19 protein-coding genes are annotated in these 19,905 nt (G+C 70.5%); 5 read left to right on the top strand and 14 right to left on the bottom strand.

The features are described 5' to 3' along the window. Positions 1-7: 7 nt before the first annotated feature. The 3 genes from ABD987_RS01310 to ABD987_RS01300 all read right to left on the bottom strand — a co-directional run bounded on the left by ABD987_RS01310 (position 8) and on the right by ABD987_RS01300 (position 1,637). A complete protein-coding gene (locus ABD987_RS01310; protein ID WP_345385897.1) occupies positions 8-622 on the bottom strand; it encodes an NAD(P)-dependent oxidoreductase in 615 nt (204 codons plus the stop codon). Positions 623-747: 125 nt separating this feature from the next. Beyond that, positions 748-1,158: a nuclear transport factor 2 family protein gene (locus tag ABD987_RS01305; protein WP_345385895.1), complete on the bottom strand. Its 411-nt coding sequence runs from the start codon at positions 1,156-1,158 to the stop codon at positions 748-750. Then, a complete protein-coding gene (locus ABD987_RS01300; RefSeq protein ID WP_345385893.1) occupies positions 1,155-1,637 on the bottom strand; it encodes a nuclear transport factor 2 family protein in 483 nt (160 codons plus the stop codon). The genes ABD987_RS01305 and ABD987_RS01300 overlap by 4 nt, the downstream gene beginning before the upstream one ends. A 172-nt stretch (positions 1,638-1,809) precedes the next feature. On the opposite strand from ABD987_RS01300, the gene ABD987_RS01295 reads away from it, so the two are divergent. Continuing rightward, complete coding sequence (locus ABD987_RS01295) at positions 1,810-2,652, top strand: helix-turn-helix domain-containing protein (RefSeq protein WP_345385891.1); 843 nt, start codon at positions 1,810-1,812, stop codon at positions 2,650-2,652. Between the two features lie 123 nt (positions 2,653-2,775). Here ABD987_RS01295 and ABD987_RS01290 read toward each other — a convergent pair whose 3' ends face one another. From ABD987_RS01290 to ABD987_RS01280, 3 genes are read right to left on the bottom strand one after another with little or no spacing between them, the layout of a single operon-like run. Then, a complete protein-coding gene (locus ABD987_RS01290) occupies positions 2,776-3,723 on the bottom strand; it encodes an alpha/beta hydrolase (protein WP_345385889.1) in 948 nt (315 codons plus the stop codon). Beyond that, positions 3,720-4,679 carry an aldo/keto reductase gene (locus ABD987_RS01285; RefSeq protein ID WP_345385887.1) on the bottom strand — a complete coding sequence of 320 codons (960 nt, stop codon included), beginning with the start codon at positions 4,677-4,679 and terminating at the stop codon, positions 3,720-3,722. The genes ABD987_RS01290 and ABD987_RS01285 overlap by 4 nt, the downstream gene beginning before the upstream one ends. Positions 4,680-4,687: 8 nt before the next feature. Then, a complete protein-coding gene (locus tag ABD987_RS01280; protein ID WP_345385885.1) occupies positions 4,688-5,797 on the bottom strand; it encodes a zinc-binding dehydrogenase in 1,110 nt (369 codons plus the stop codon). 82 nt (positions 5,798-5,879) lie between these two features. Here ABD987_RS01280 and ABD987_RS01275 point away from each other — a divergent pair, with 82 nt between their 5' ends. Next, complete coding sequence (locus ABD987_RS01275) at positions 5,880-7,184, top strand: amidohydrolase (protein ID WP_345385883.1); 1,305 nt, start codon at positions 5,880-5,882, stop codon at positions 7,182-7,184. A gap of 31 nt (positions 7,185-7,215) precedes the next feature. Here ABD987_RS01275 and ABD987_RS01270 read toward each other — a convergent pair whose 3' ends face one another. Then, a complete protein-coding gene (locus ABD987_RS01270; protein WP_345385881.1) occupies positions 7,216-7,950 on the bottom strand; it encodes an SDR family NAD(P)-dependent oxidoreductase in 735 nt (244 codons plus the stop codon). A 51-nt stretch (positions 7,951-8,001) separates the two neighbouring features. On the opposite strand from ABD987_RS01270, the gene ABD987_RS01265 reads away from it, so the two are divergent. Next, on the top strand, positions 8,002-8,967 hold the full coding sequence (locus ABD987_RS01265) for an aldo/keto reductase (RefSeq protein WP_378213972.1): 966 nt from the start codon (positions 8,002-8,004) through the stop codon (positions 8,965-8,967). 99 nt (positions 8,968-9,066) lie between these two features. Here the strand turns inward: ABD987_RS01265 and ABD987_RS01260 are convergent, their stop codons facing one another. Genes ABD987_RS01260 through ABD987_RS01240 form a run of 5 tightly spaced genes read right to left on the bottom strand, consistent with a single transcriptional unit; the run spans position 9,067 to position 15,063 of the window. Next, complete coding sequence (locus tag ABD987_RS01260; protein WP_378213973.1) at positions 9,067-9,798, bottom strand: alpha/beta fold hydrolase; 732 nt, start codon at positions 9,796-9,798, stop codon at positions 9,067-9,069. Positions 9,799-9,811: 13 nt separating this feature from the next. After that, positions 9,812-10,735: an ABC transporter permease gene (locus ABD987_RS01255; protein ID WP_345385879.1), complete on the bottom strand. Its 924-nt coding sequence runs from the start codon at positions 10,733-10,735 to the stop codon at positions 9,812-9,814. A 31-nt stretch (positions 10,736-10,766) separates the two neighbouring features. After that, positions 10,767-11,711 (bottom strand): ABC transporter permease, encoded by a 945-nt coding sequence (locus tag ABD987_RS01250; protein ID WP_345385877.1) that lies wholly within the window; start codon positions 11,709-11,711, stop codon positions 10,767-10,769. Further along, positions 11,708-13,309 carry an ABC transporter substrate-binding protein gene (locus ABD987_RS01245; RefSeq protein WP_345385875.1) on the bottom strand — a complete coding sequence of 534 codons (1,602 nt, stop codon included), beginning with the start codon at positions 13,307-13,309 and terminating at the stop codon, positions 11,708-11,710. The genes ABD987_RS01250 and ABD987_RS01245 overlap by 4 nt, the downstream gene beginning before the upstream one ends. Beyond that, positions 13,306-15,063 carry a dipeptide ABC transporter ATP-binding protein gene (locus tag ABD987_RS01240; RefSeq protein WP_345385873.1) on the bottom strand — a complete coding sequence of 586 codons (1,758 nt, stop codon included), beginning with the start codon at positions 15,061-15,063 and terminating at the stop codon, positions 13,306-13,308. The genes ABD987_RS01245 and ABD987_RS01240 overlap by 4 nt, the downstream gene beginning before the upstream one ends. A 237-nt stretch (positions 15,064-15,300) precedes the next feature. Here ABD987_RS01240 and ABD987_RS01235 point away from each other — a divergent pair, with 237 nt between their 5' ends. Both ABD987_RS01235 and ABD987_RS01230 read left to right on the top strand, forming a co-directional pair. Next, positions 15,301-16,287, top strand: coding sequence for a methyltransferase family protein (locus ABD987_RS01235; protein ID WP_345385871.1), 987 nt, complete (start codon positions 15,301-15,303; stop codon positions 16,285-16,287). Position 16,288: 1 nt separating this feature from the next. Further along, positions 16,289-17,224 carry an alpha/beta hydrolase gene (locus ABD987_RS01230; RefSeq protein WP_345385869.1) on the top strand — a complete coding sequence of 312 codons (936 nt, stop codon included), beginning with the start codon at positions 16,289-16,291 and terminating at the stop codon, positions 17,222-17,224. A 388-nt stretch (positions 17,225-17,612) separates the two neighbouring features. Here the strand turns inward: ABD987_RS01230 and ABD987_RS01225 are convergent, their stop codons facing one another. Both ABD987_RS01225 and ABD987_RS01220 read right to left on the bottom strand, forming a co-directional pair. After that, entirely contained in the window at positions 17,613-18,200 is a 588-nt protein-coding gene (locus tag ABD987_RS01225) for a TetR/AcrR family transcriptional regulator (protein WP_345385867.1), read from the bottom strand. Between the two features lie 70 nt (positions 18,201-18,270). Further along, a complete protein-coding gene (locus ABD987_RS01220) occupies positions 18,271-19,905 on the bottom strand; it encodes an amidohydrolase (RefSeq protein ID WP_345385865.1) in 1,635 nt (544 codons plus the stop codon).

Here is a 19,905-nt window from a genome sequence, read left to right as displayed (position 1 = left end):
CTTCGGGTCAGCGCGTGAGTGGGACAGCGATCCGGCCGGGGAACCGCGGGTTCTCCGCTTCGTCGAGCATCGCGGCGGCGACGGTTTCCCGGCTCACCATGATGCGGAAGATGTTTTTGGGGGAGGTATCGAGCCCGACGGTGCGGCGGTCCGGGCTGAGCGGTTTGTTCGACAGGGGGCCGGCGTGGAAGACCGTCCCGCCGGCTTCGGTGACCACGGCGTCCGACTCGACTTTGTCGGCGACCTCCGCTCCGAGTCCCTTGAGGACCAGCCGGTTGAGTGCGCTCGCCACCGCGGCCGAGGGGCCCGTGCCGTAGGCGCCGAGCCAAATGACGCGGGCGCCCGACGCCACCGCCGACCGGGCGCCCGCGGTCAGCACGCCCGGCTTCGTCCCCTTGGGTACACCCAGTCCGGAGAGCACCAGTTCGCTGCCTTCGAGTGCCGAGTCGATCTCGTCGGTGTGGAACACGTCCGCGACGATCTTGGTCAGGCCCGGGGTGTCCGGAACGGTGATCCGGTCCGGATCGCGGGCGATGGCCCTGACGATGTGGCCGCGTTCGAGTGCCTGCCGGGTGAGGGAGAGTCCGGTCGGGCCGGACGCGGCGAGAACGGTGAGGTGCATGAAAATCGACTCCTGGGGTCAATCGTCGAGGCCCACGGGCGGGGATGCGGAGGCCCGGCCTGGCCGCCGGGGCGGGCACACGGTGAAGGTTCGCCCGCCCCCGGCGTCGGCTACCGAGCCGGATTTCAGTCGAGGATGTTCGGCTGTGCCGAGGCGTCCGGGGCATCGACCGGGTCGAGGTAGAAGCGGACCGCTGCGGCGCGGCCGTCCTCGACCCGGATGATGACCGTGCCGCGGATGGTCTCGACGACCCCGTCGGCCCGCGTGCCGATCATCTCCCACTCCGTCCACACCCGGTCACCGTCCACCACGGAGTCGATGACCCGGGCGTCCAGGCCGTTCGAATACCGGGCGAAGATCGTCGTGTAGTTCGCGCGAACCTGGTCGGCACCGCGGAAGGAACGATCGGGGTGCACCGGCATCACGCAGTCGAAGTCGTCGGTGTAGTTGGCCACCAGCTTTTCGATGTCTCGATCGGACATCGCCGCGGCCATGCGAAACGGAACGGCGCGCACTTCGCCGGTCGATGCACTCACTTCTCGCCCACCTTGCCCGCGGACCCAGCCGCGATCGTGTAAAGCTCGGGGTTTCCCGCGAAAGGGGCTTTCCGCACGACGCGGATGCGCCTCAGTCGCCATTCATCATCGATCCGTCGCAGGTCGACGTGCCAGAAAGCACGCACGACGAGCCAGTCGACCTCGTCGGCGGGAACGTGGTGGTAGGCCACCACGAAACTCCGGTAGGTGGCGTGGTCGCCCTCGAGTTCGACGATGACGTTGGAGGTCGAATGGTGAGTACTCTGGAACCCTTCCAGTACCGCCCGGCTGGCGGCCACGAAATCGTCGGCACTCAATTCCTGCGACGGCGCACCCAAGTGCTCGGAAACGTCCAACGTGACGGTGTCGGCGAGGATCGCACGCAGGCCGTCCCAGTCCTTGAGATCTTGTGACCAAGCGAAACGGGCCACGGTCTCGGTGACAGCGACCCGGTCGGCGAGGTGGTTGACATCAGTCATGAAATTCCTTCATCGAGAACACGATCGGTAAAACATCGAGAGAGGAGCGTGTGTCAACACGGATTCGCGTGCGCTGTCTCCGTCTTCCCGGTGGTCATTCTTCCGGGTTTCGGTCGCCGTAGCAGGGGCCAGGATGTCCCCTCCTGGCGGATGCCGCTGATATTCTTCGGTCATGTCGGACGCGAGCACTTTGGGAACGGTGTTGCGGGAGCGACGGGAACGCACCCGGCCCGAACAGGTAGGTGTCTTCGGTCACGGCCGCAGGCGCACGGGCGGCCTGCGCCGGGAAGAGCTCGCCGAACTGGCCGGCGTGTCGGCGGATCACCTGAAACGCATGGAGCAGGGTCGCCGGCATCCCTCGCCCGGCGTGTTGAACGCCTTGGCCCGAGCACTCCGGGTGAGCAGGGCGGAGTACGAGCACCTGTGCGCGCTGGCCGGTTACGCGCCGGTGGAAGGGCGGGTGCCACGGCGGCTCAGCGCCGGCGCGCGCCGGCTCGTGGACCGGATAGAGAACACGCCGGTGTGCGTGCTCGACGCCACGTGGACGGTCGTCGGCTGGAACCGGGCCTGGGAAGCGCTGGCCTGCGGAGTGCCCTCGCTCCACCCGCGCGAGGGCAACATCCCCTGGCGGGTGTTCGTCGGCCAGGGCGGCCGGGTGCTGCGGTCGCCGGGTGACGACGCGCGCTTCCGGCGCCTGCTGGTGGCCGAGCTGCACGCGGCCTCGACCCGCTACCCCGCGGACGAAGACCTGGCGTCCTTGACCGCCGACCTCCAGCGCGCCAGCGCCGTGTTCGCCGAGCTCTGGGCGAGCACGCCCACCGCCGGGCAGCACGACAGCCGGATGCTGCTGCGGCATGAGGATCTGGGGCAGATCGCACTGGACTGCGACACCGTCCACATTCCCGACGGCGACCTGAGGGCGGTGGTGTTCACGGCCGACCCGGGCTCGGCCGACGCCACTGCACTGACCGAATTTCAGCTGGACGCCCGCGGCGCGCACTCCGGCAGGCAGTGAGCCGATGGCCACCAGCTCGGCACGTGACGTCCTGGCCGAATACCAGGGCTGGTTCCCAGGGTGCTGAAGGACGCCTTCGGTGCATCCACTGCACTGAAGGCGTCCTTCAGCGCGCCCAACGCACTAAAGGCGTCCTTCAGCATTGTGGGGCGCGAGGACGCGGCGGAGCCAGGAGGACCGGGCGGCCAGTGCCGCCGTGGTCGCCTCCGCCTCGGGCGCGAACCGGTCGAAACCGTGGTAGGCGCCCGCCCAGACGTGCAGTTCGGTGGGCACGCCCGCCTGCCAGAGCCGTCGCGCGTAGTCGACGTCCTCGTCACGGAAGATCTCCACGGCGCCGACCTCGACGAAGGCCGGCGGCAGGCCGGAGAGGTCGGCAGCGCGGGCGGGCGCCGCGTACTCCGAGATCCGCCCGTCCAGCAGCGAACGCCAGCCGAACCCGTTGCTCGCCCGCGTCCAGACGCCGCCGTCCCCGAGCTCCACAGTGGACGGTGAGTCGTTGCGGTCGTCGAGCATCGGGCACAGCAGCAGCTGACCGGCCAGCGCCGGACCGCCGCGGTCCCTGGCCAGCAGCGCGACGCCGGCGCTGAGGCCACCGCCCGCGCTGCCGCCGCCGATGATCAGCCTCGCCGGATCGAACCCGAGTTCGGCCGCGTTGCCCGCCATCCAGCTCAGCCCCGCGTAGCAGTCCTCGACCGGCGCGGGATGCGGATGCTCCGGTGCCAGCCGGTAGTCGACGGTGACCGCGACGAACCCGAACTCCTCGATGAGACCGACGAGCCGCGGCAGGTCGGCGAACCGGTCGTCCATCACCATGCCGCCGCCGTGGATGTTGTAGAACCCCGGCGCGCCGGGTGCCGGGACGCGAGGCCGCAGCACGGTGACGGCGACTTCGGTGCCCGGCACGGTCCGGTGCTCCCACACGATGTCGCGGTCGCCGACGGCCTCGGCACAGCCGGGGTTCGACGCGCGCACGGCCGCGCGGATCGCGGGCAGTGTCCCGGCGTTCAGCGCCGGGCCGTCGGGCAGGTCCCGCAGCGCAGCGGCCAGCTCCGGGTCAAGCGCGTCGCTCACGGGCCCTCCGGATCGACGACGTCGCGGTCGGCCCACAGCGGTTCGGCGAGCGCCCGCAGCTCGGCCGCGCCGACCCGCTCGACGAGGTCGACCGCGCCCAGGTTGTCCTTCAACTGCGCGGTGCTGGTGGCGCCGAACAGCGTCGTGGTGTTCGCGGGATGGGTGAGGGTGAAGGCGAGGCAGAACTGCGCGGGCGTGGTGCCCAGTTTCTCCGCGATCTCGGCCACCCCGGCCGCGGACTCGGCGATGCGGCCGCGGACACCGCCGGGATCGCGGCCGATCTGGCGGGCGCCCGCCGTCTTGCCCAGCAGCACCCCGCCCTCGAAGATGTCCGAGGACTGCAGGGAAACACCGAGTTCGCCGAACACCGCGGCGAACGGCGCACCGTCCGGAATGGACCGCCGGGCCACGCTGTACTTCAGCTGCGCGATGGCCGGCCCCGGCACGTTCTCCTCGCGGGCGAACTCGTGCAGGGCCCGGATCGTGGTGGCGGACCAGTTGTTCACGCCCCACTGCCGGATCAGCCCGGCGCGGCGCAGCTCGTCGAGGTCCAGCACGAGCCGGTGCAGATCGGTGTCCTCGCGGCGGAGGTCCCCGAGGACGACGAGATCCGCGTGGTCGACCCCGGCCCGGAAGAAGGCGTTCTCCAGCTGCCCGCGCAGGCTGTGCTCGGGATAGCCTTCGAGCCAGAGCTTCGAGGACAGCTGGTAGTCCTCGCGCGCGAGACCGGCAGCGCGCACCATCGCGGAGAACAACACGTCGGTGAACACCGGCTCGCCGCCGGGAATGCCGTACACGCCGACGTCGAACAGGGTGATCCCGGCGTCGACCGCGGTCCGCAGCAGGGTGACGGCCTCGCGGAAGTCCATCCGGTCGTAGGTGTGCCACGAACCGAGGGCCAGCACCCCGGTGCTCGGGCCGTCCCGGCCGATGCGGCGCTGGGGAATGACGGACATGGGAACTCCTAGGGAAGTCGGGGATCGATGACGGCCTTGAGCTCGGCGAGCCGGGACATCGACTCGACGCGGCCGGAGGCGCCGGAGAGGCCGACGGGCGCGCTGAACAGCTCGTCCCAGGGCATCCGGTCGGCGAAGGTACCGAAGAACTCCACCGAACGGTGGTAGTCGGCGATGTCGCCGTTGAGCGAGCCGACGACGGTGAGTTCCTTGCCCATCACCGTGCCCAGCGGCACGGGGGAGGGCTGAGGCCCGGTCGAGCCGACGATCGCGACGGTGCCGCGCTGGGCGGCGAACCCGACGGCCTCCTCGCCGATGGTCGGGCCGCCCGCGAAGTCGAAGACGTGGTCCGCGCCGCGGCCGCCGGTCAGTTCGCGGACCCGTTCGATCCGTTCGGCGGGCTCGGTGTAGACCGGGACCGTCGCCGTGGCACCGAAACGCTCGGCGGCCTCGAGCCGGTCCGCGGGCCCGCCGACGGTGATCACGGTGCCCGCGCCGGAGATCCGGGCGACCGCGGTGGCGAACACGCCGAGCGCGCCCGAGCCCTGCACGAGGACGGTCGACCCGGGCCGGATCCCGCCGGAGCGGGCGAACGCGCGGAGCACGGTCTTGCCCGCGCAGCCGGACATCGAGGCCCAGGTGTCCTTGACCTCCTCGGGCAGCAGGAGCTTGGCCGCGCCCGGTGTCACGTAGCAGTACCGCACGAGACCACCGGTGGCGTAAGGGAATTCGTCCGTCCGCTGGAGGAAACCGTAGCCGCGGCTCGCACACGCGACGGGCTCGCGCAGGATCGCGCAGCCGTGGCACTTCCCGCAGGTGGCCTCGGACCAGCCGATGCGGTCGCCGGGGCCGATGCCCCGGCCGAGTGTGTCGGTGGTGCCCGCGCCGACGGCGACGACCTCACCGACCATCTCGTGGCCGAGCACCATGGGCAGCATGCCGGGGAACGTCATTTCCCCGGACCACAGATGGACGTCGGTACCGCACAGGGTGGTGCAGGTGATCCGGACCAGCGCGGCGCCGGGTTCGAGGGTGCCGGGAAGGGGAATCTCCCGGAGGGACAGCGCGGCGCCGTGTTCGGTGAGCACCGCGGCTTCGGTGGATGTGGGAAGCGGCATAAATCGTCGTCTCCGCTCTCGCCGTTGAGTGTGCGGTTAGTCTACATTCGTGGAAGAAAAAGTCCATGCCCGGGAGGAAACCTTGCCGTCTCAACGAATTCGTCCCGCGTCGCTGGTGGTACGGGGCGGCACGGTGCTCACCTTCGACACGCTCGGCACCATCGCGCGGGCGTTCGCCGTGACCGACGGCCGGATCGTCGCCGTCGGTGACGACGTGTCGGCCCACCTCGGGCCGGGCACCCGGGTACTCGAACTGGCCGGGCGCACCGTGCTGCCCGGGATCAACGACACGCACCTGCACGCCGCCTGGCTCGGCGCGCGCTGGCCGCACACCCTGCTGGGCGAGGCCGGTTTCTCCGACCACGTGGAGAAACCGGTGACGACCGCCGCCGACCGCGGGGCGGCGCTGGTGCTCGCCGGTGAGCTGTGCGCGTCGCTGGGCATCACGAGCTACACCGAGCCGGGGCTCGGGCCGGGCGAGACGGGCTGCTTCGCCCCGGAGGTACTCGACGAGTACGCGGCGATGGCCGGCGCGGGCAAGCTCAAGGCGCGGGTCACCGTGCTGCGGTTGTTCGGCCTGCTCGACGGCCCGAGTTCCCTGGCGGACTTCGCGCGCGGGCTGGCGGCACCGGTTCCGGAGTCCGATCCCGCGTGGCTCGCCGTACGCGGGGTGAAGATCTTCGCCGACGGGATCCCGCCGATGCGCTCGGCGTGGACCGGGCACTGCTACGCGGACGGCACCCACGGCCACCTGCTCGTCGACGGCGACGGCGACGAGGACCGCGCGCGGAACATCACCGCGATGATCGGGCTGGCGCACGAGGCCGGAATGTCGGTCGGCGTCCACGCCACCGGCGACCGGAGCATCGAAACCGTGCTCGGCGCGCTGCGGCGCGGCGACCACGTCGTGCACGGCGATCTCGTGACCCCGGACCAGCTCACGCGGATGGCCGCGCGGGGTGTCGGGCTGACCACCCAGCCCGCCATCGCCGCCGCGATGCGGGAGCTGATGGTGGCGGAGCTGGGCGCCGGGGTCGCGGCGAAGGCGTGGCCGCTGCGGGCGATGCTGGACTCGGGCGTGCCGCTCACCCTCAGCAGCGACGCCCCGGTGGTCACCCCGGACTGGCGGGTGCACGTGGCCGCCGCCGCCCGGCTGCTGGGGGCCGAGGGTCCCGATCCGGCGCTGATGACGCGCCTGCTGCGGTGCTACACCACCGCGGCGGCCGCGCAGGACGGCACGGCGAGCTGGAAGGGTTCGCTGTCGGTGGGCAAGGCGGCCGACTTCTGTGTGCTGGCGGCGAATCCACTCGAGATCGCCCCGGCCGAGCTGCCCGGCGTCGCGGTGGAAACCACGGTGACCGCCGGGCAGATCGTCCACTCCGGATAGTCCACAACGGACTGTCGGGGCGGCCGGCCGCTCAGCCGAGCAGCTGGCCGCCGTCGACCTGGAGTGAGGCGCCGGTGATGTGACGGGCGCCGGGCGAAGCGAGGAACACCACCGAGGGCACCACGTCGGACACCGAAGCGATGGAGCCGAGCGGGATCCGCGCCTCCCACGCCTCGCGAGCGGCGGTGTCGGCCGCGAACCCGGCGGTCATCGGCGTGAGCACCGGGCCGGGCGCGACGGCGTTGACGCGGATGCCGTGCGGGGCGAGTTCGAGCGCGGCCGAGCGGGTGAGCGCCTCGACGGCGGCCTTGGTGGCCTCGTAGTGGCCAAGGCCGGGCGTCGGCTGCCGCGCGCCGATCGACGAGATGTTCACGATCGCGCCCCGCGTGCCCGCCGCGACCATGTGCGCGCCGACCGCGCGGGTCATCAGGAAGGTCCCGCGGAAGTTCACCCGCACGCACCGGTCGAACACCGCGACGTCGAGCGCGGTGATCGGCCCGCCCCCGCCGGCCAGGCCCGCGTTGTTCACCAGGACGTCGATCGGCCCCGTCCGCGCGGTGACGGCGGCGACGGCCGCGTCGACCGATTCCGGATCGGAGATGTCGAGTTCGACGTGGTCCACGCCGAGCTCCTTCGCGACGTCGCGGGCGGCTTCGCCGGAAATGTCGGCGATGACCACGTGCTCGCCCTCGCCCGCGAACGCCTCCGCCGTGGCGCGGCCGATACCGCTCGCGCCACCGGTCACTACCACGGTTCTCTTGTTCATTCTACGATCGTAGACTAAAACTGGTTTCCGTTGCCAGCGAAAGGAAAACCCGTGAACGAGAGCAACGCCGTGCCCAGGCGGCAACTCGGCGGGGGTGGGCTCACCACCTCGGTGTTCGGCCTGGGGTCGTGGAACACCTGGGACCGGATGGACTTCGACGACGCGGTCCGGATCGTCAAGGCGGCCGTCGGCGCCGGCGTCACGCTGTTCGACGTGGCGCACTACGACATGGGGCCGCACGCCGAAGGGTCCCGGACCGACGTGATCTTCGGGAAGGCCGTCCGCGCCGCCGGGATCCGCCGCGAGCACTACGAACTGTGCGGGAAACTCTGGCTGTGGGACTACCCGAACACGGGATTCGCCCAGCAGCTGGAGACCTCGCTCGGCCGGGTCGGCGTCGAGCGCGCGGACGCGGTGGTGGTCGGGGACTACCTCGAACCGCCCGACGTGCCCCGGATCGTCACCGAGGTCGCCGAGCAGATCCGTGCGGGCCGCTTCGGCAGCTGGGGCGTCAACAACTGGGCGGCCGCGGATCTCGACCGCGCGCTGGAGTTCGCGGAGGCCGAAGGGCTGCCGGGACCGGTTTTCGCGCAGCTGAAGTACGGCGTCGTGCGCCGCTCGATGGCCGAAGGTCCCTTCTACGCCAAGCATTTCGCCTCCGGAAGGCTGGCGTTGCAGGCCTCGGACATCTTCGAGGGCGGTGTCCTGCTGGGCAACCGCGTGCCGCTGCGGAAGATCGGTGCCGACCCCGGCGGGATCCGGGAGTCCGTCATGGACGCCGCGGGCACGCTCGCCGGGATCGCCGCGGAGTTCGGCGTCACCCCTTCGCAGTTCGCCATCGCCTTCTGCCTCGCCTATCCGCCGGTCGCGAACGTGCTGTTCGGGGTGAGCCGGTTGGCGCAGCTGGAGGACAACCTCGGCGCGCTGCGGCTCCACACCGAGCACGGCGCCGAGGTGCGGGCCGCCGTCGAGCACCTGTGGCTGGACAAGGCGGTGAACCCCGACGGCACCTGGTGAGGTGGCAGCTGTGCTGAAGGACGCTTTCAGTGCATCCAGTGCACTGAAAGCGTCCTTCACTGCGCTGAACGCACTGAAGGCGTCCTTCAGCGAACCACGTCAGAACGCGCCGAGGAACTCCAGCGCGGCGGCCTTGAACTTCGCCCCGCGCAACGCGCCGCCGTGGTCGCCGGGCACGGTGACCAGGTCGCTGCCCGGCACCAGCGCCAGCAGTCCGGTGACGCCCTGGCTGACCGGGTCGTCCTTGCCCGCCACGAACCGGGTCGGTACCCGGAGCGTGCCGACGGCCGGGTCGAACGGCGCGCTCCTGAGCCCCTCGATGCACCGGCACAGCGCCACCGGGTCCCGGCCGGGCGCGCTGATCATCCGCGCGATCATCGCGGTGAGCGGGTCGCCGGGCAGCTTTCCGCCGCCGGCGTAGGCCAGCGCGGCTTCGACGTCGACGGCGCCGAACGGCTCCATCGGGCTGATCCCGCCCAGTACCAGCCGCCGCACCGGGAGGAGTCCGGGCAGCTCCCAGGCCAGCCGCGCGCCGAGCGAGTAGCCGATGACGTCCACTTCGGACAGCTCGGCCCCGACGGCCGCCAGCGCCCCGGCGATCGCGTCGGGGGTCGCCGCCGCGACGTCGGCGGGGGCCGGGCTGGAGCCGTGGCCCGGCAGGTCGGGCACGAGCACCGGACGGCCGGCCGCGGTCAGCGCCGCCGGCCAGCCGGTGGTGATCCAGTCGGTGTGCCCGTCGGAGGCGAAACCGTGCACGAGCAGCACCGGCGGCCCGCTGGGTTCGCCCTCGGGCGCGTACCGGCCGACGGCCAGTGAGGTGGTGGCGGACAAGGATTTCCTTTCCTCAACGGGGAGGCCGGCGCCGGGTGCGCAGGCGTTGCAGCTCGGACAGCGTCCGCGCGCGGGCGTCGACCGCGACCCGCAGCGAGGAGCCGATGAGGTTCAGCAGGAACACGCACAGCATGATCGTCACGCCGGGCACGATGACCAGCCACGGCGCGACGACCAGGTAGGAGCGGCCCTCGGCGATCATGTTGCCCCAGGTCGGGGTCGGCGGGGCGATACCGAGGCCGAGGAAGCTCATCGCGCCGTCGACCAGCATCGCGGCGGCGGACAGGATGACCACCTGGACCAGCGCGAGCGGCAGCACGTTCGGGAACACGTGCACCCGCAGGATCTTGCCCCGGCTCATCCCGGACACCCTGGCCGCGCCGATGTAGGACCGCCCGGCGATGCCCAGCACACGGCTGCGCACGACCCGGGCGGTGAACGGCGTGAAGATAACCGTCAGCGCGATCAGCTCGGTCCAGATGCTCGCGCCGAGCGACACGGCCAGCGCCATCGCGAGAATGATCGCGGGGAAGGACATCCAGGCGTCCATCAGCCGCATCAGCACCGCGTCCACCCTCGGGTAGAAACCACTGACCAGGCCGATCACCATGCCGGAGAACGCCGCGCACAGGGTGATCAGCGCGGACAGCCCGAGTGAGGCCCGGCCACCGGACACCAGTCGCGCGAGCACGTCCCGGCCGTAGGAGTCGGTGCCCAGCGGATGCCCGGCCGAGGGCGGCAGCAGGCGGTGCACCGGATCGGTCGCGCTGACACTGGGCAGGAACACCGGCAGGACGAGGACCGTCAGCACGATCAGCGCCAGCAGCGCGGTCGACACCACCAGCACGCGGTTGCGCCGGAACAACCGGGCCGCGGCGCCGCGGGAGGAGCGGGCCGGGCGCACCGACGACTCCGGCCCGGCGAGGATGACACTCATGCCTTCGCCTCGCTTCGCTCGCAAGCTTCGCTCATGACACACGCACCTTCGGGTCGAGCAGCGCGTAGGACAGGTCGACCAGCATGTTGACCACGACGAACAGCACCGCGACGAACAACGTCACGCCCTGGATGAGCGGGAAGTCGCGGGTCGACACCGCGCTCATCAGCAGGTGGCCGAGGCCGGGGATCACGAAGATCGACTCGATGATCACGATACCGCCGACCAGCATCGCGAAGTTGCTGCCCAGCTGCGTGATCAGCGGCATGAGCGCGTTCGGCAGCACGTGCTTCAGCAGCACCTGACGTTCGGAAAGCCCTTTCACCCGCGCGGTCCGCAGATAGGCCAGCGGTAGTTCGCCGAGCAGGCTCTCCCTCAGGGTCATCACGAACAGCGCCGTCTGCCCGATCACCAGCACCGCCAGCGGCAGCACCAGCGCGGGCACCGCGGTGACCGGGTCGGTGAACAGGGTGTGGTAACCGCTGGAGGGGAACCAGCGCAGGGTCACCGAGAAGATCAGCACCAGCACCAGCGAGATCCAGAAGTCCGGCATCGCCATGCCGAGCGAGGACAGCCGGTCGAAGGCCCGCGCCACCGGATTGCGCGGCGACACCGCCTGCCACGAGGTGATCGCCACCGAGAGGACAAAGCTGATGACGGTGGACAGCACCGCCAGCGTCAGCGTCGGCAGGATGTGCTCGGCGACCACCTCCAGCACCGGGGCGTGATAGGTGATCGACGTGCCGAAGTCGCCCCGCAGCACGTGCCCCGCCCAGCTCAGGTACTGCTGCCACAGCGGCCCGTCCAGGCCCATGCTCGCCCGCAGGGCGTCCACATCGGACGGACGGGCGGTCGGGCCGAGGATCGCCAGCGCCGGATCGCCGGGGATCAGCCGGATGACGAAGAACATCATCGTGCCGACGATCGCGAGGATGAGGACGAGGTCGCGCAGCCTGCGCAGCAGCAGCCCGGTCACGAGGCGGCCAGCCAGGTGTTCCAGAAGACGCGGTAGAAGTCGCCGTATCCCTTCACCCGGGGCGTGTAGGCGGCGTAGAGCCGGGACTGGCTCAGCGTGATCACCGAGAGCTGCTGCCAGGTGAACGTCTGGAACTTGTCGACGACCGCCCTCGCCTGCTCGGGGGAGTTCGAGGCGTTGTACTCGGCCATCAGCCTGTCGAGTTCGGGGGAGGAGGAGCCGTTGAGCGTGCCGAGGGTCAGCGCGGGCATCTGCGCCGGGGCGGTCAGCGCCGCGTCGAAGAACAGCGTGGTCAGGTCCCAGCCGCCCGGTTCCTTCGTCAGCGTGCCCAGCATCGTCGCGAAGTCGTAGGTGTCGATCTTGGCGGTGAGTCCGATCTTGGACAGCGAGTCCTGGATCAGCACCGACCACTTGGCGAACTCCGGGTAGGAGTTGCTGGTGACGATCCGGATGGGCGTGCCCGCGGTGACGCCGGCCTCGGCCAGCAGCTGCTTGGCCTTCGCCGGGTCGTGCCGCCGGTAGACCTCGTCGCCGACGGTGGAGTAGAAGGCCTTGTTGTCCGGGGAGGCGAACGCGCCGGTTTCGACGGTGAGGTCCTTGCTGCCGCCGGTCGCGGCGTTGATCGCGGGCTTGTCGAGCAGCAGGTTCAGCGCCTCCCGCGCCCGCGGGTCGGCGAAGCGGGAGCCGGGGTTGAAGTTCGGGATGACGACGTTCTCGTTGCCGCCCGGCAGGTTGTGCACCACCAGGTTCGGGTTCTTCTTGAGGATCTCGTACTGGTCGTTGGTCGGCATCGCGTGGTCCCACTGACCGGTCTGGAGCCCGTTGATCAGCGCGTCCTGGTCGGAGACGACCTTGTAGGTGACGGTGTCGAGATAGGCGTGCTTCGCGCCGGCCTGTCCGCCCCAGTCCTCTTCGGACCGTGACTTGTAGCCGTCGTAGCGTTCCAGCACCAGCTGCTGGCCGATGTCCCAGCTCTTCAGCCGGTACGGTCCGGTGCCGATCGCCTTGTCCTGCCCGAACCCGGTCGGCGGGACGTCGGCGATGTTCTTCGCCTCGTAGATCTCGGTACCCGCGCCGGCGAGCTCGTCGATCAGCGGGTAGCGCGGCTTCTTGAGCTTGATCACCACCGTCGCGGGGTCCGGCCCGGTGATCGACTCGATGTCCGGGGCGACCAGCTGGCCGGTCCGGTGGCCCTTTTCCCAGCGTTGCAGGCTGGCCACCACGTCGTTCGCGGTGAGCGGGTTGCCGTCGGAGAAAGTGACGCCCTGGCGCAGTTTGAAGGTGTAGGTGAGCCGGTCAGGGCTCGTGGTGTAGCTGTCGGCGAGCATCGGCCGCGCGGTGAACGCCTTGTCCACTTCGAACAGTTTCTCGTACATCATGTTGCCGATGTGCGCGGTGACCTGGCCGGGGTTGGCGACCATGTCCAGCGACTGCGGATCGGTGGGCACCGCGACGGTCAGGTTGCCGCCGCGGACGGGCGGGCCCGCCGCGGACTGCGAGCCGGGCGCGTCGCCCATGCACGAGGTGAGCAGGAGCGTGCTCGCGGCACCGAGCGCGCCGAGGAGGACGCTGCGCCGCCGTACGGGGGAAGGGGTCATGAGTTCTGCGATCCTGTGTGGTGGGCGGGGAGTTCGGGATTCGCCGCGAGCAGGCGGCGGGTGTACTCGTGCCGGGGGGTGAGCCGGACGGCGTCGGGGGTGTCGACCTCGATCAGTTCGCCGCGGTACATCACCCCGACCCGGTCGGCCACCGACAGCACCAGGCTCAGGTTGTGCGTGATGAACAGCAGGCTGAGGGTGCGGGTGCGCCGCAGTTCCAGCAGCAGGTTCATCACCTGGCCCTGCACCGAGACGTCGAGCGCGGAGGTCGGCTCGTCGGCGACGATCAGCTCGGGCTCGGCGGCGATGGCGCGGGCGATCGAGACCCGCTGGCGCTGCCCGCCGGACAGCTGCGACGGCAGTTTGCCCGCGGTGTCGCGTGGCAGCCCGACCTCGTCGATCAGATCGTCCACGCGCCGGTCGAGTTCGGCGCCGCGCAGCGCGGTGAGCTCACGCAGGGGTTCGGCGATGATCCGGGCCGCGGTGTGGCGGGGGTCGAGTGAACTCTGCGGGTCCTGGAAGATCAGCTGCGCGCGCCGCCGGAACGCGCGTTCGTCGCCGTCGAGGCCTTCGGCGGTGCAGCGGTGCCCGCCGAAGGAGATCGTCCCGGCCGTCGGCGTCTCCAGCGCGCTCACCAGCCGGCCGAGCGTCGTCTTCCCGGAGCCGGACTCGCCGACAAGTCCGAAGAACTCGCCGGGTGCGATTTCGAGTGAGACGTCTCGTACGGCGTGGACCTCGGGTACGCGGCTCAGCGAGAACCGGCCCCGTCGTCCGTACACTTTGGACACCGAGTCGATGACGAGCGCGCTGCCCCCGCCGTCGGCGGCGGGGCGTTCGGGGGACAGCGCCCTGGTTTCCGTCGCGGTGGCCGACTCGCCGGTCATCGCGGCTTCGAGCAACGTCTCGGAGATCGTCGGGAACCCGTCACGCCTGCTGACGCCGAGCTGGGGAACACAGCTCAGCAACGCGCGGGTGTACGGGTGCTTCGCGTGGAACAGAATGTCCTCTGTGGACCCCGACTCGACCAGGCTTCCCCGGTACATCACCGCGATCCGGTCGGCGACCCGCGCGGCGACGCCCATGTCGTGGGTGATGAACACACACGCCATGCCGTGGTCGCGGCGGACCCGGTCGAGCAGGGTCAGGATCTCGGCCTGGGTGGTGACGTCGAGCGCGGTGGTCGGCTCGTCGGCGATGAGCAGATCGGGGTCGGCCATCAGCGCCAGCGCGATCATCACGCGCTGCTGCATGCCACCGGACATCTGGTGCGGGTAGAGCGCCATGACCCGGTCGGCGTCGGGCAGGCCGACCTCGGCGAGCAGGCCCCGCGCCTTGGCGTCGGCCTCCTGGTGCAGCGGCGATCGGCGGCGTACCGCCTGCCGTGGCGCGGAGCCGGGCTTCCGGTAGGCCTCGATCAGCTGCCTGCCGACGCGCTGGCCGGGGTTGAGCGAATCGAGCGCCTCCTGGAAGATCATCCCGATCCTCGGGCCGCGGTAGGCGCGCATCTGTTCGGCGGACAGCGTGGTGACGTCCACACCGTCCACAGTGATCTCTCCCTGGGTGCGGACCGGGGCGACGAACTCCAGCAGCCGGATGATCGACAGCGCGGTCACGGTCTTCCCGCTGCCGGACTCGCCCACCACGCAGAGTGTGCGGCCCTCGGCCAGATCGAGTGAAAGCTCTCGCACGAGTTCACGTTCGACATCGTCGGTGACGACGCCGACCGTGAGATCCCTGATCGCGAGCAGCGACATGAAATCCCCTTCCTAGTGCCCGTCGCCTCGCGCGGGCCGGACTGCCGGGCGAGCGGCTCCGGCAGGGGTAGTTCTACGCATGTTGACACCGGTCGCGGACCGTGTCAATGGTTTTATTCTACAAATGTAGGAAGTCGATTTCCGCCGAGTTTTGCTTGCTGTGCGGGCAAAATCGACCCTGGATTTTTTTGTCTACGGTTGTAGAGTGTCCGGCGAGCCAACCTGAGGAGAGTGACCGTGACCGGGTCAACCAGACCAGCCAGTCCCGAGCGGATCGTGGACATCGCCGTGGGGTACATGGCGGCGAAGCAACTCTTCGCCGCGAGCCGGATCGGCCTGTTCGCCGCGCTCGCGGACGGCCCCCTCGACGCCGCCGCGCTGGCGGCCGAGATCGGGAAACCGGAGAAGATCGCCCGCATCCTCGGCGACACCATGTCCTCGCTGGGACTGCTCTCGCGAACCGGAGGACGGTACGAACTCGGCGCCGACGCCGCTGCCTACCTCACCCGGGACGGGCTCGACCTGTCCCCGTTCCTGACCTTCCTCGAAACGATCAGCTACCCGCACTGGCTCCAGTTCGAGCACACCGTCGACACCGGCAAACCCGGCAAGCTCGACGTCGAGGGCGACCGCTGGGGCACCTTCCTTTCCGGCGTGATGACGTATAACGCCCTACACGCCCGGATGCTGGCCGCCGCGTTCGACTACCGGCCCTACGAAAAGCTCCTCGACCTCGGCGGCCTGTCCAGTGAATTCGCCGTGCAAGCCATGCGCGCCAACGAAAAACTGCACACCACCTTCGTCTTCGACCCGCGGTCGGTCACGCCGGTCACCCAGGCGGTGGCCGAGGCCGGATTCGCCGGGCGAAGCACCGTGCTGGGGGAGGTGACCACCGAGGCGCGTCCTGCGGGCGGGTTCGACCTCGTCATGGTCAACCACGTCGTGCACCGGTTCACCGCGGCGGAGAACGCGGAGATCCTGCGCCGGGCCCGCGCCGCCGCCGCGCCCGGCGCGACCCTGCTGCTGCTCGACTTCTTCCTCGACGACGACGCGGAGCAACGGCCGATCGACGCGTTGCACGCGGGGGAGTACCTGGTGATCGACGGGACCGTGGTGTATCCGGAGGCGGAGGTGCGGGACTGGCTGGCCGGCGCGGGCTGGCGCCCGGAAGACCGGTTGGTGCTGCCGGGCAGCCCCCGCGTGCTCGTGGCGAAGGCGGCTTGACGTGACCCTCGATCCCGCGGTCCGCGAACTGCTCGCCCGCAGCGCCCCGGCCGCCGCCGAAGCGCCCGCGCTTCCGCTCACGGCGGCGGAACTGCGTGCCGCCTTCGACGCGTCATGGACCCGGCCCGCCTCGGTCCGGCCGGTCGCGTCGGTGACCGAGCACCAGGTGCCCGGCCCCGGCGGGGACGTCCGGGTCCGGCTGTACCTGCCGGAGGCGGACGGGCCGGTGCCGGTGTTCGTGTGGATCCACGGCGGCGGCTGGACGATCGGCTCCATCGACGAGAACGACGTCGCCTCGCGGGCGGTGTGCGACGCGGCGAAGGTCGCGGTCGTCGCGGTGGACTACCGGCTCGCCCCGGAAGACCCCTTCCCGGCCGCGCCGCTGGACTGCTACGCCGTGGTCGAGTGGTTGCACGGCGGAGGTGCCGGGTCCGCTGTGGACGGTGCGAAGATCGCGGTGGGCGGGGAAAGCGCCGGCGGTAATCTGTCCACAGTGGTCTCGATGATGTCCCGCGACCAGGGCGGCCCGCCGATCGCCGCGCAGGTGGTGATCTGCCCGGTCTACGGTCACCCCGACGACGGCTTCGCGTCCTATGTGGACTGCGCGGAGGGTTTCGGGATGACCGCCGCGGCGATGCGGTTCTTCTTCGAGCAGTACGTCACCGACCCGGCGCAGCTGGACGATCCGTACCTGCTGCCGCTGCGGGCCGCCGACCTCACCGGCCTGCCGCCTGCGTTGGTGCTGACCGCGGAGTACGACGTCCTGCGCGACGAGGGCGAGGAGTTCGCCCGCCGGCTCGGCGAGGCCGACGTCCCGGTGGAACTGACCCGCTACACCGGGCAGATCCACGGCTTCTACGGGCTGTACACGGATCTGCCCGCGTCACCGCGGTCGCATGCCCAGGCCGCCGCCTACCTCCGGGAGATCTTCGCCTGAGCGCGTTCCCGGCGTGCGGTGGTCATGCGCCCCAATGTGGCGTTCGGTGCGCTGGACGCACCGAACGCCACATTGAGGTTTTCTCACTAGGGGCGGTGAGTTCTGGCGCCCGGGTGTGCTGAAGGACGCCTTCGGTGCGCTCAGCGCACTGAAAGCGTCCTTCAGCGCGGCCAACGCACTGAAAGCGTCCTTCAGGCACCCTGCTCACCCCCGCGCAAGGCCACCAGCATCGCTCACCGTCCCCGAACGCTCCGCTCGGGACGCGGGCTTCAGCTGAGACGATGTCGCGAATGCGACATTCGCGACGCTGAACGTCGGCAATGCGACATTCGCGACACCAGCACGCCCCCAACCGCTACCGAGAAAACCTCATTGGGGCGCTCGGGACTCAGGGGCGGGTGAGGCGGTCCAAAAAGGACTCCAGGTGCCGGTGTTGCAGGGCCACCGTGGAGAACTCTCCGCTGACCAGGCTCATCACGTTGGCGCCCGCGTTGAGCAGCACCACCTCATCGACCAGCTGCTCGTCCGGGGTGGCGGTGACGATGTCGCCGTCCTCGCGCCCCTCGGTGAGATAGCGGTGCAGCAGGCCCCGCCACGAGCGCATGTGCTCCAGGTACTTGTCGTGCAGCTTCCGGTTCGACAGGGACAGCTGCCAGAAGGTCAGCAGCACCCGCCCGGCGTTGATGCGCTCGGCGTCGATCGGCATCGAGGACACGCACAGCTCGCGGAGCGCGGCGAGCCCGCGCAGGCCGTCCAGTTTGACGTATTCGCGCATCATGTCCAGCGCCCGCACGTAGGTGGCTTCTATGATGTCGTCTTTGCTGGGGAAGTAGTGCTTGAGCGCGCCGTTGGCGAAGCCCGCCGCGGCGGCGATCTCCCGCATCGTGGCGGCCTCGATGCCACCCTGGGTGATCAGGTCCCACGTCACGTCGACGATGTCGCTGCGCCGCTGGTCGTGGTCGATGATCTTCGGCATCGCGACACCTCCCGCACTGGTTTTGTCTACCAGTGTAGGAGAAAGTACCCGCCGGTAGTGCGCCGGGTGCTCAGCCGCGCCTGAACACCCGGCGCCCGGCGAACCACGTCTCGGCCACCTTCGTGGTGGCGAGCGCCCCAGCCGTGGTCCGGAAGGGGTCCCGGTCCAGCACGAGGAAGTCGGCGGACTTCCCTGGTGCCAAGGATCCGGTGACGTCGTCGAGCCCGCACGCGCGGGCCGAGCCGAGGGTGAACGCCTCGATCGCCTCACCGAGGGTGATGGCCTGCTCCGGCCACAGCGCGCCGGGGAAGGTCCCGCTCGGGTCCTGCCGCGTGACCAGGCCGGCGATGCCCTCCCACGCGTCGGGCGACTCGCTGACCGGCCAGTCCGAGCCGCCCGCGACCAGCGCGCCCCGGTCCAGCAGGGACCGGTTGGGCTGCATCCGCGCGGCGCGGTCGGCGGGCAGGACGTCCGCGATCGCGGACGGGATGATCCCGGGCACCCACAGGAACGGCGAGATGTCCGCGGCGACGCCGAGTTCGGCGAACCGCGGGATGTCGTCCGGGTGCACGAACTGGCCGTGCGCGACCTGGAACTTCGCCTCGGTGTACCCCTCGGCGCGGATCTTCTCGACGGCGTCGAGCGTCGCGCGCACCGAGGCGTCCCCGGTGCAGTGGATCTTGGCCGACAGCCCGGCGCCCGCCGCCGTGCGCAGCCATTCCTCCAGCTCCGGACCGGCCATCGTGGTCGCGCCGTGATGACAGCCGCCGTGGGTCTCGTCGGGCAGGTAGGGCTCGAGGAAGGCCGCGGTGCGGGTCGGCGGCACCCCGTCGAGGAAGATCTTGACGAAGTCCGGCCGGTGGTGCGGGGTGCGGTACCGCTCGCGGACCTCCAGCAGCGGTCGCCCGATCGGATCGAACCCGAAGATGGGATCGTTCACCAGCAGTGACGAAACCACCCACGCGTCGAGTTCGCCCGCGTCGTCGAGCGTCTTCAGCGCGGCCATGATGTCGACGGACACCCCGGCGTCCTGGAACGCGGTGACGCCGTAGGAGTGCAGGATCTCGATCCCGCGCCGGGAGGCGCGCGCGTGCTGGTCCGCGCCGAGCGCGCCGGTCTCCCGCTGGGCCCGTTCGACGAGCGTGCTCGCCGCCTCCAGCAGGACACCGGTCGGCGTCCCGTCCCCGGGGTGGCGTTCGATCACCCCGCCCGCCGGGTCCGGGGTGGCGGCGGTGATCCCGGCCAGTTCCAGCGCCCTGCTGCTGACCCAGCGGTTGTGCCTGCTGTCGTCGGAGAGCATCACGGGCCGCCCGCCCGCCGCCTCGTCCAGCGCCTGCCGGGCGGACGGCTCCGCCAGCGTGCCGACCAGTGTGGACGCCCAGGCGCCGCCGATCACCCACTCGTCAGGGCCGAGGTCGCGGCACCGGTCGCGGACGGCGGCGAGGATGTCCTCGAAACCGGCCTCGCCGCCGAAGGCGAGCTCGAACAGCGCCGCGCGCCCGGCCAGAGCGTGGTGGTTGTGGACGTCGACGAACCCGGGCATCACGAAGGCCCCGCCGAGGTCGAGCACCTCGGTGTTCGGCCCGCGGTCGACGTCTTCGAGGTCGAGTACCTTCCCGTCCGCGATCGCCAGCGAGGACGCCCACGGCCGCGCGGTGTCCACTGTGTACACCGTCGCGTTGGTGAGGATGAGATCGGCGGCCAC

Source organism: Amycolatopsis samaneae (assembly GCF_039541975.1).
GTDB classification, from domain to species: domain Bacteria; phylum Actinomycetota; class Actinomycetes; order Mycobacteriales; family Pseudonocardiaceae; genus Amycolatopsis; species Amycolatopsis samaneae.
This window is presented reverse-complemented; position numbering and strand designations above follow the sequence as displayed.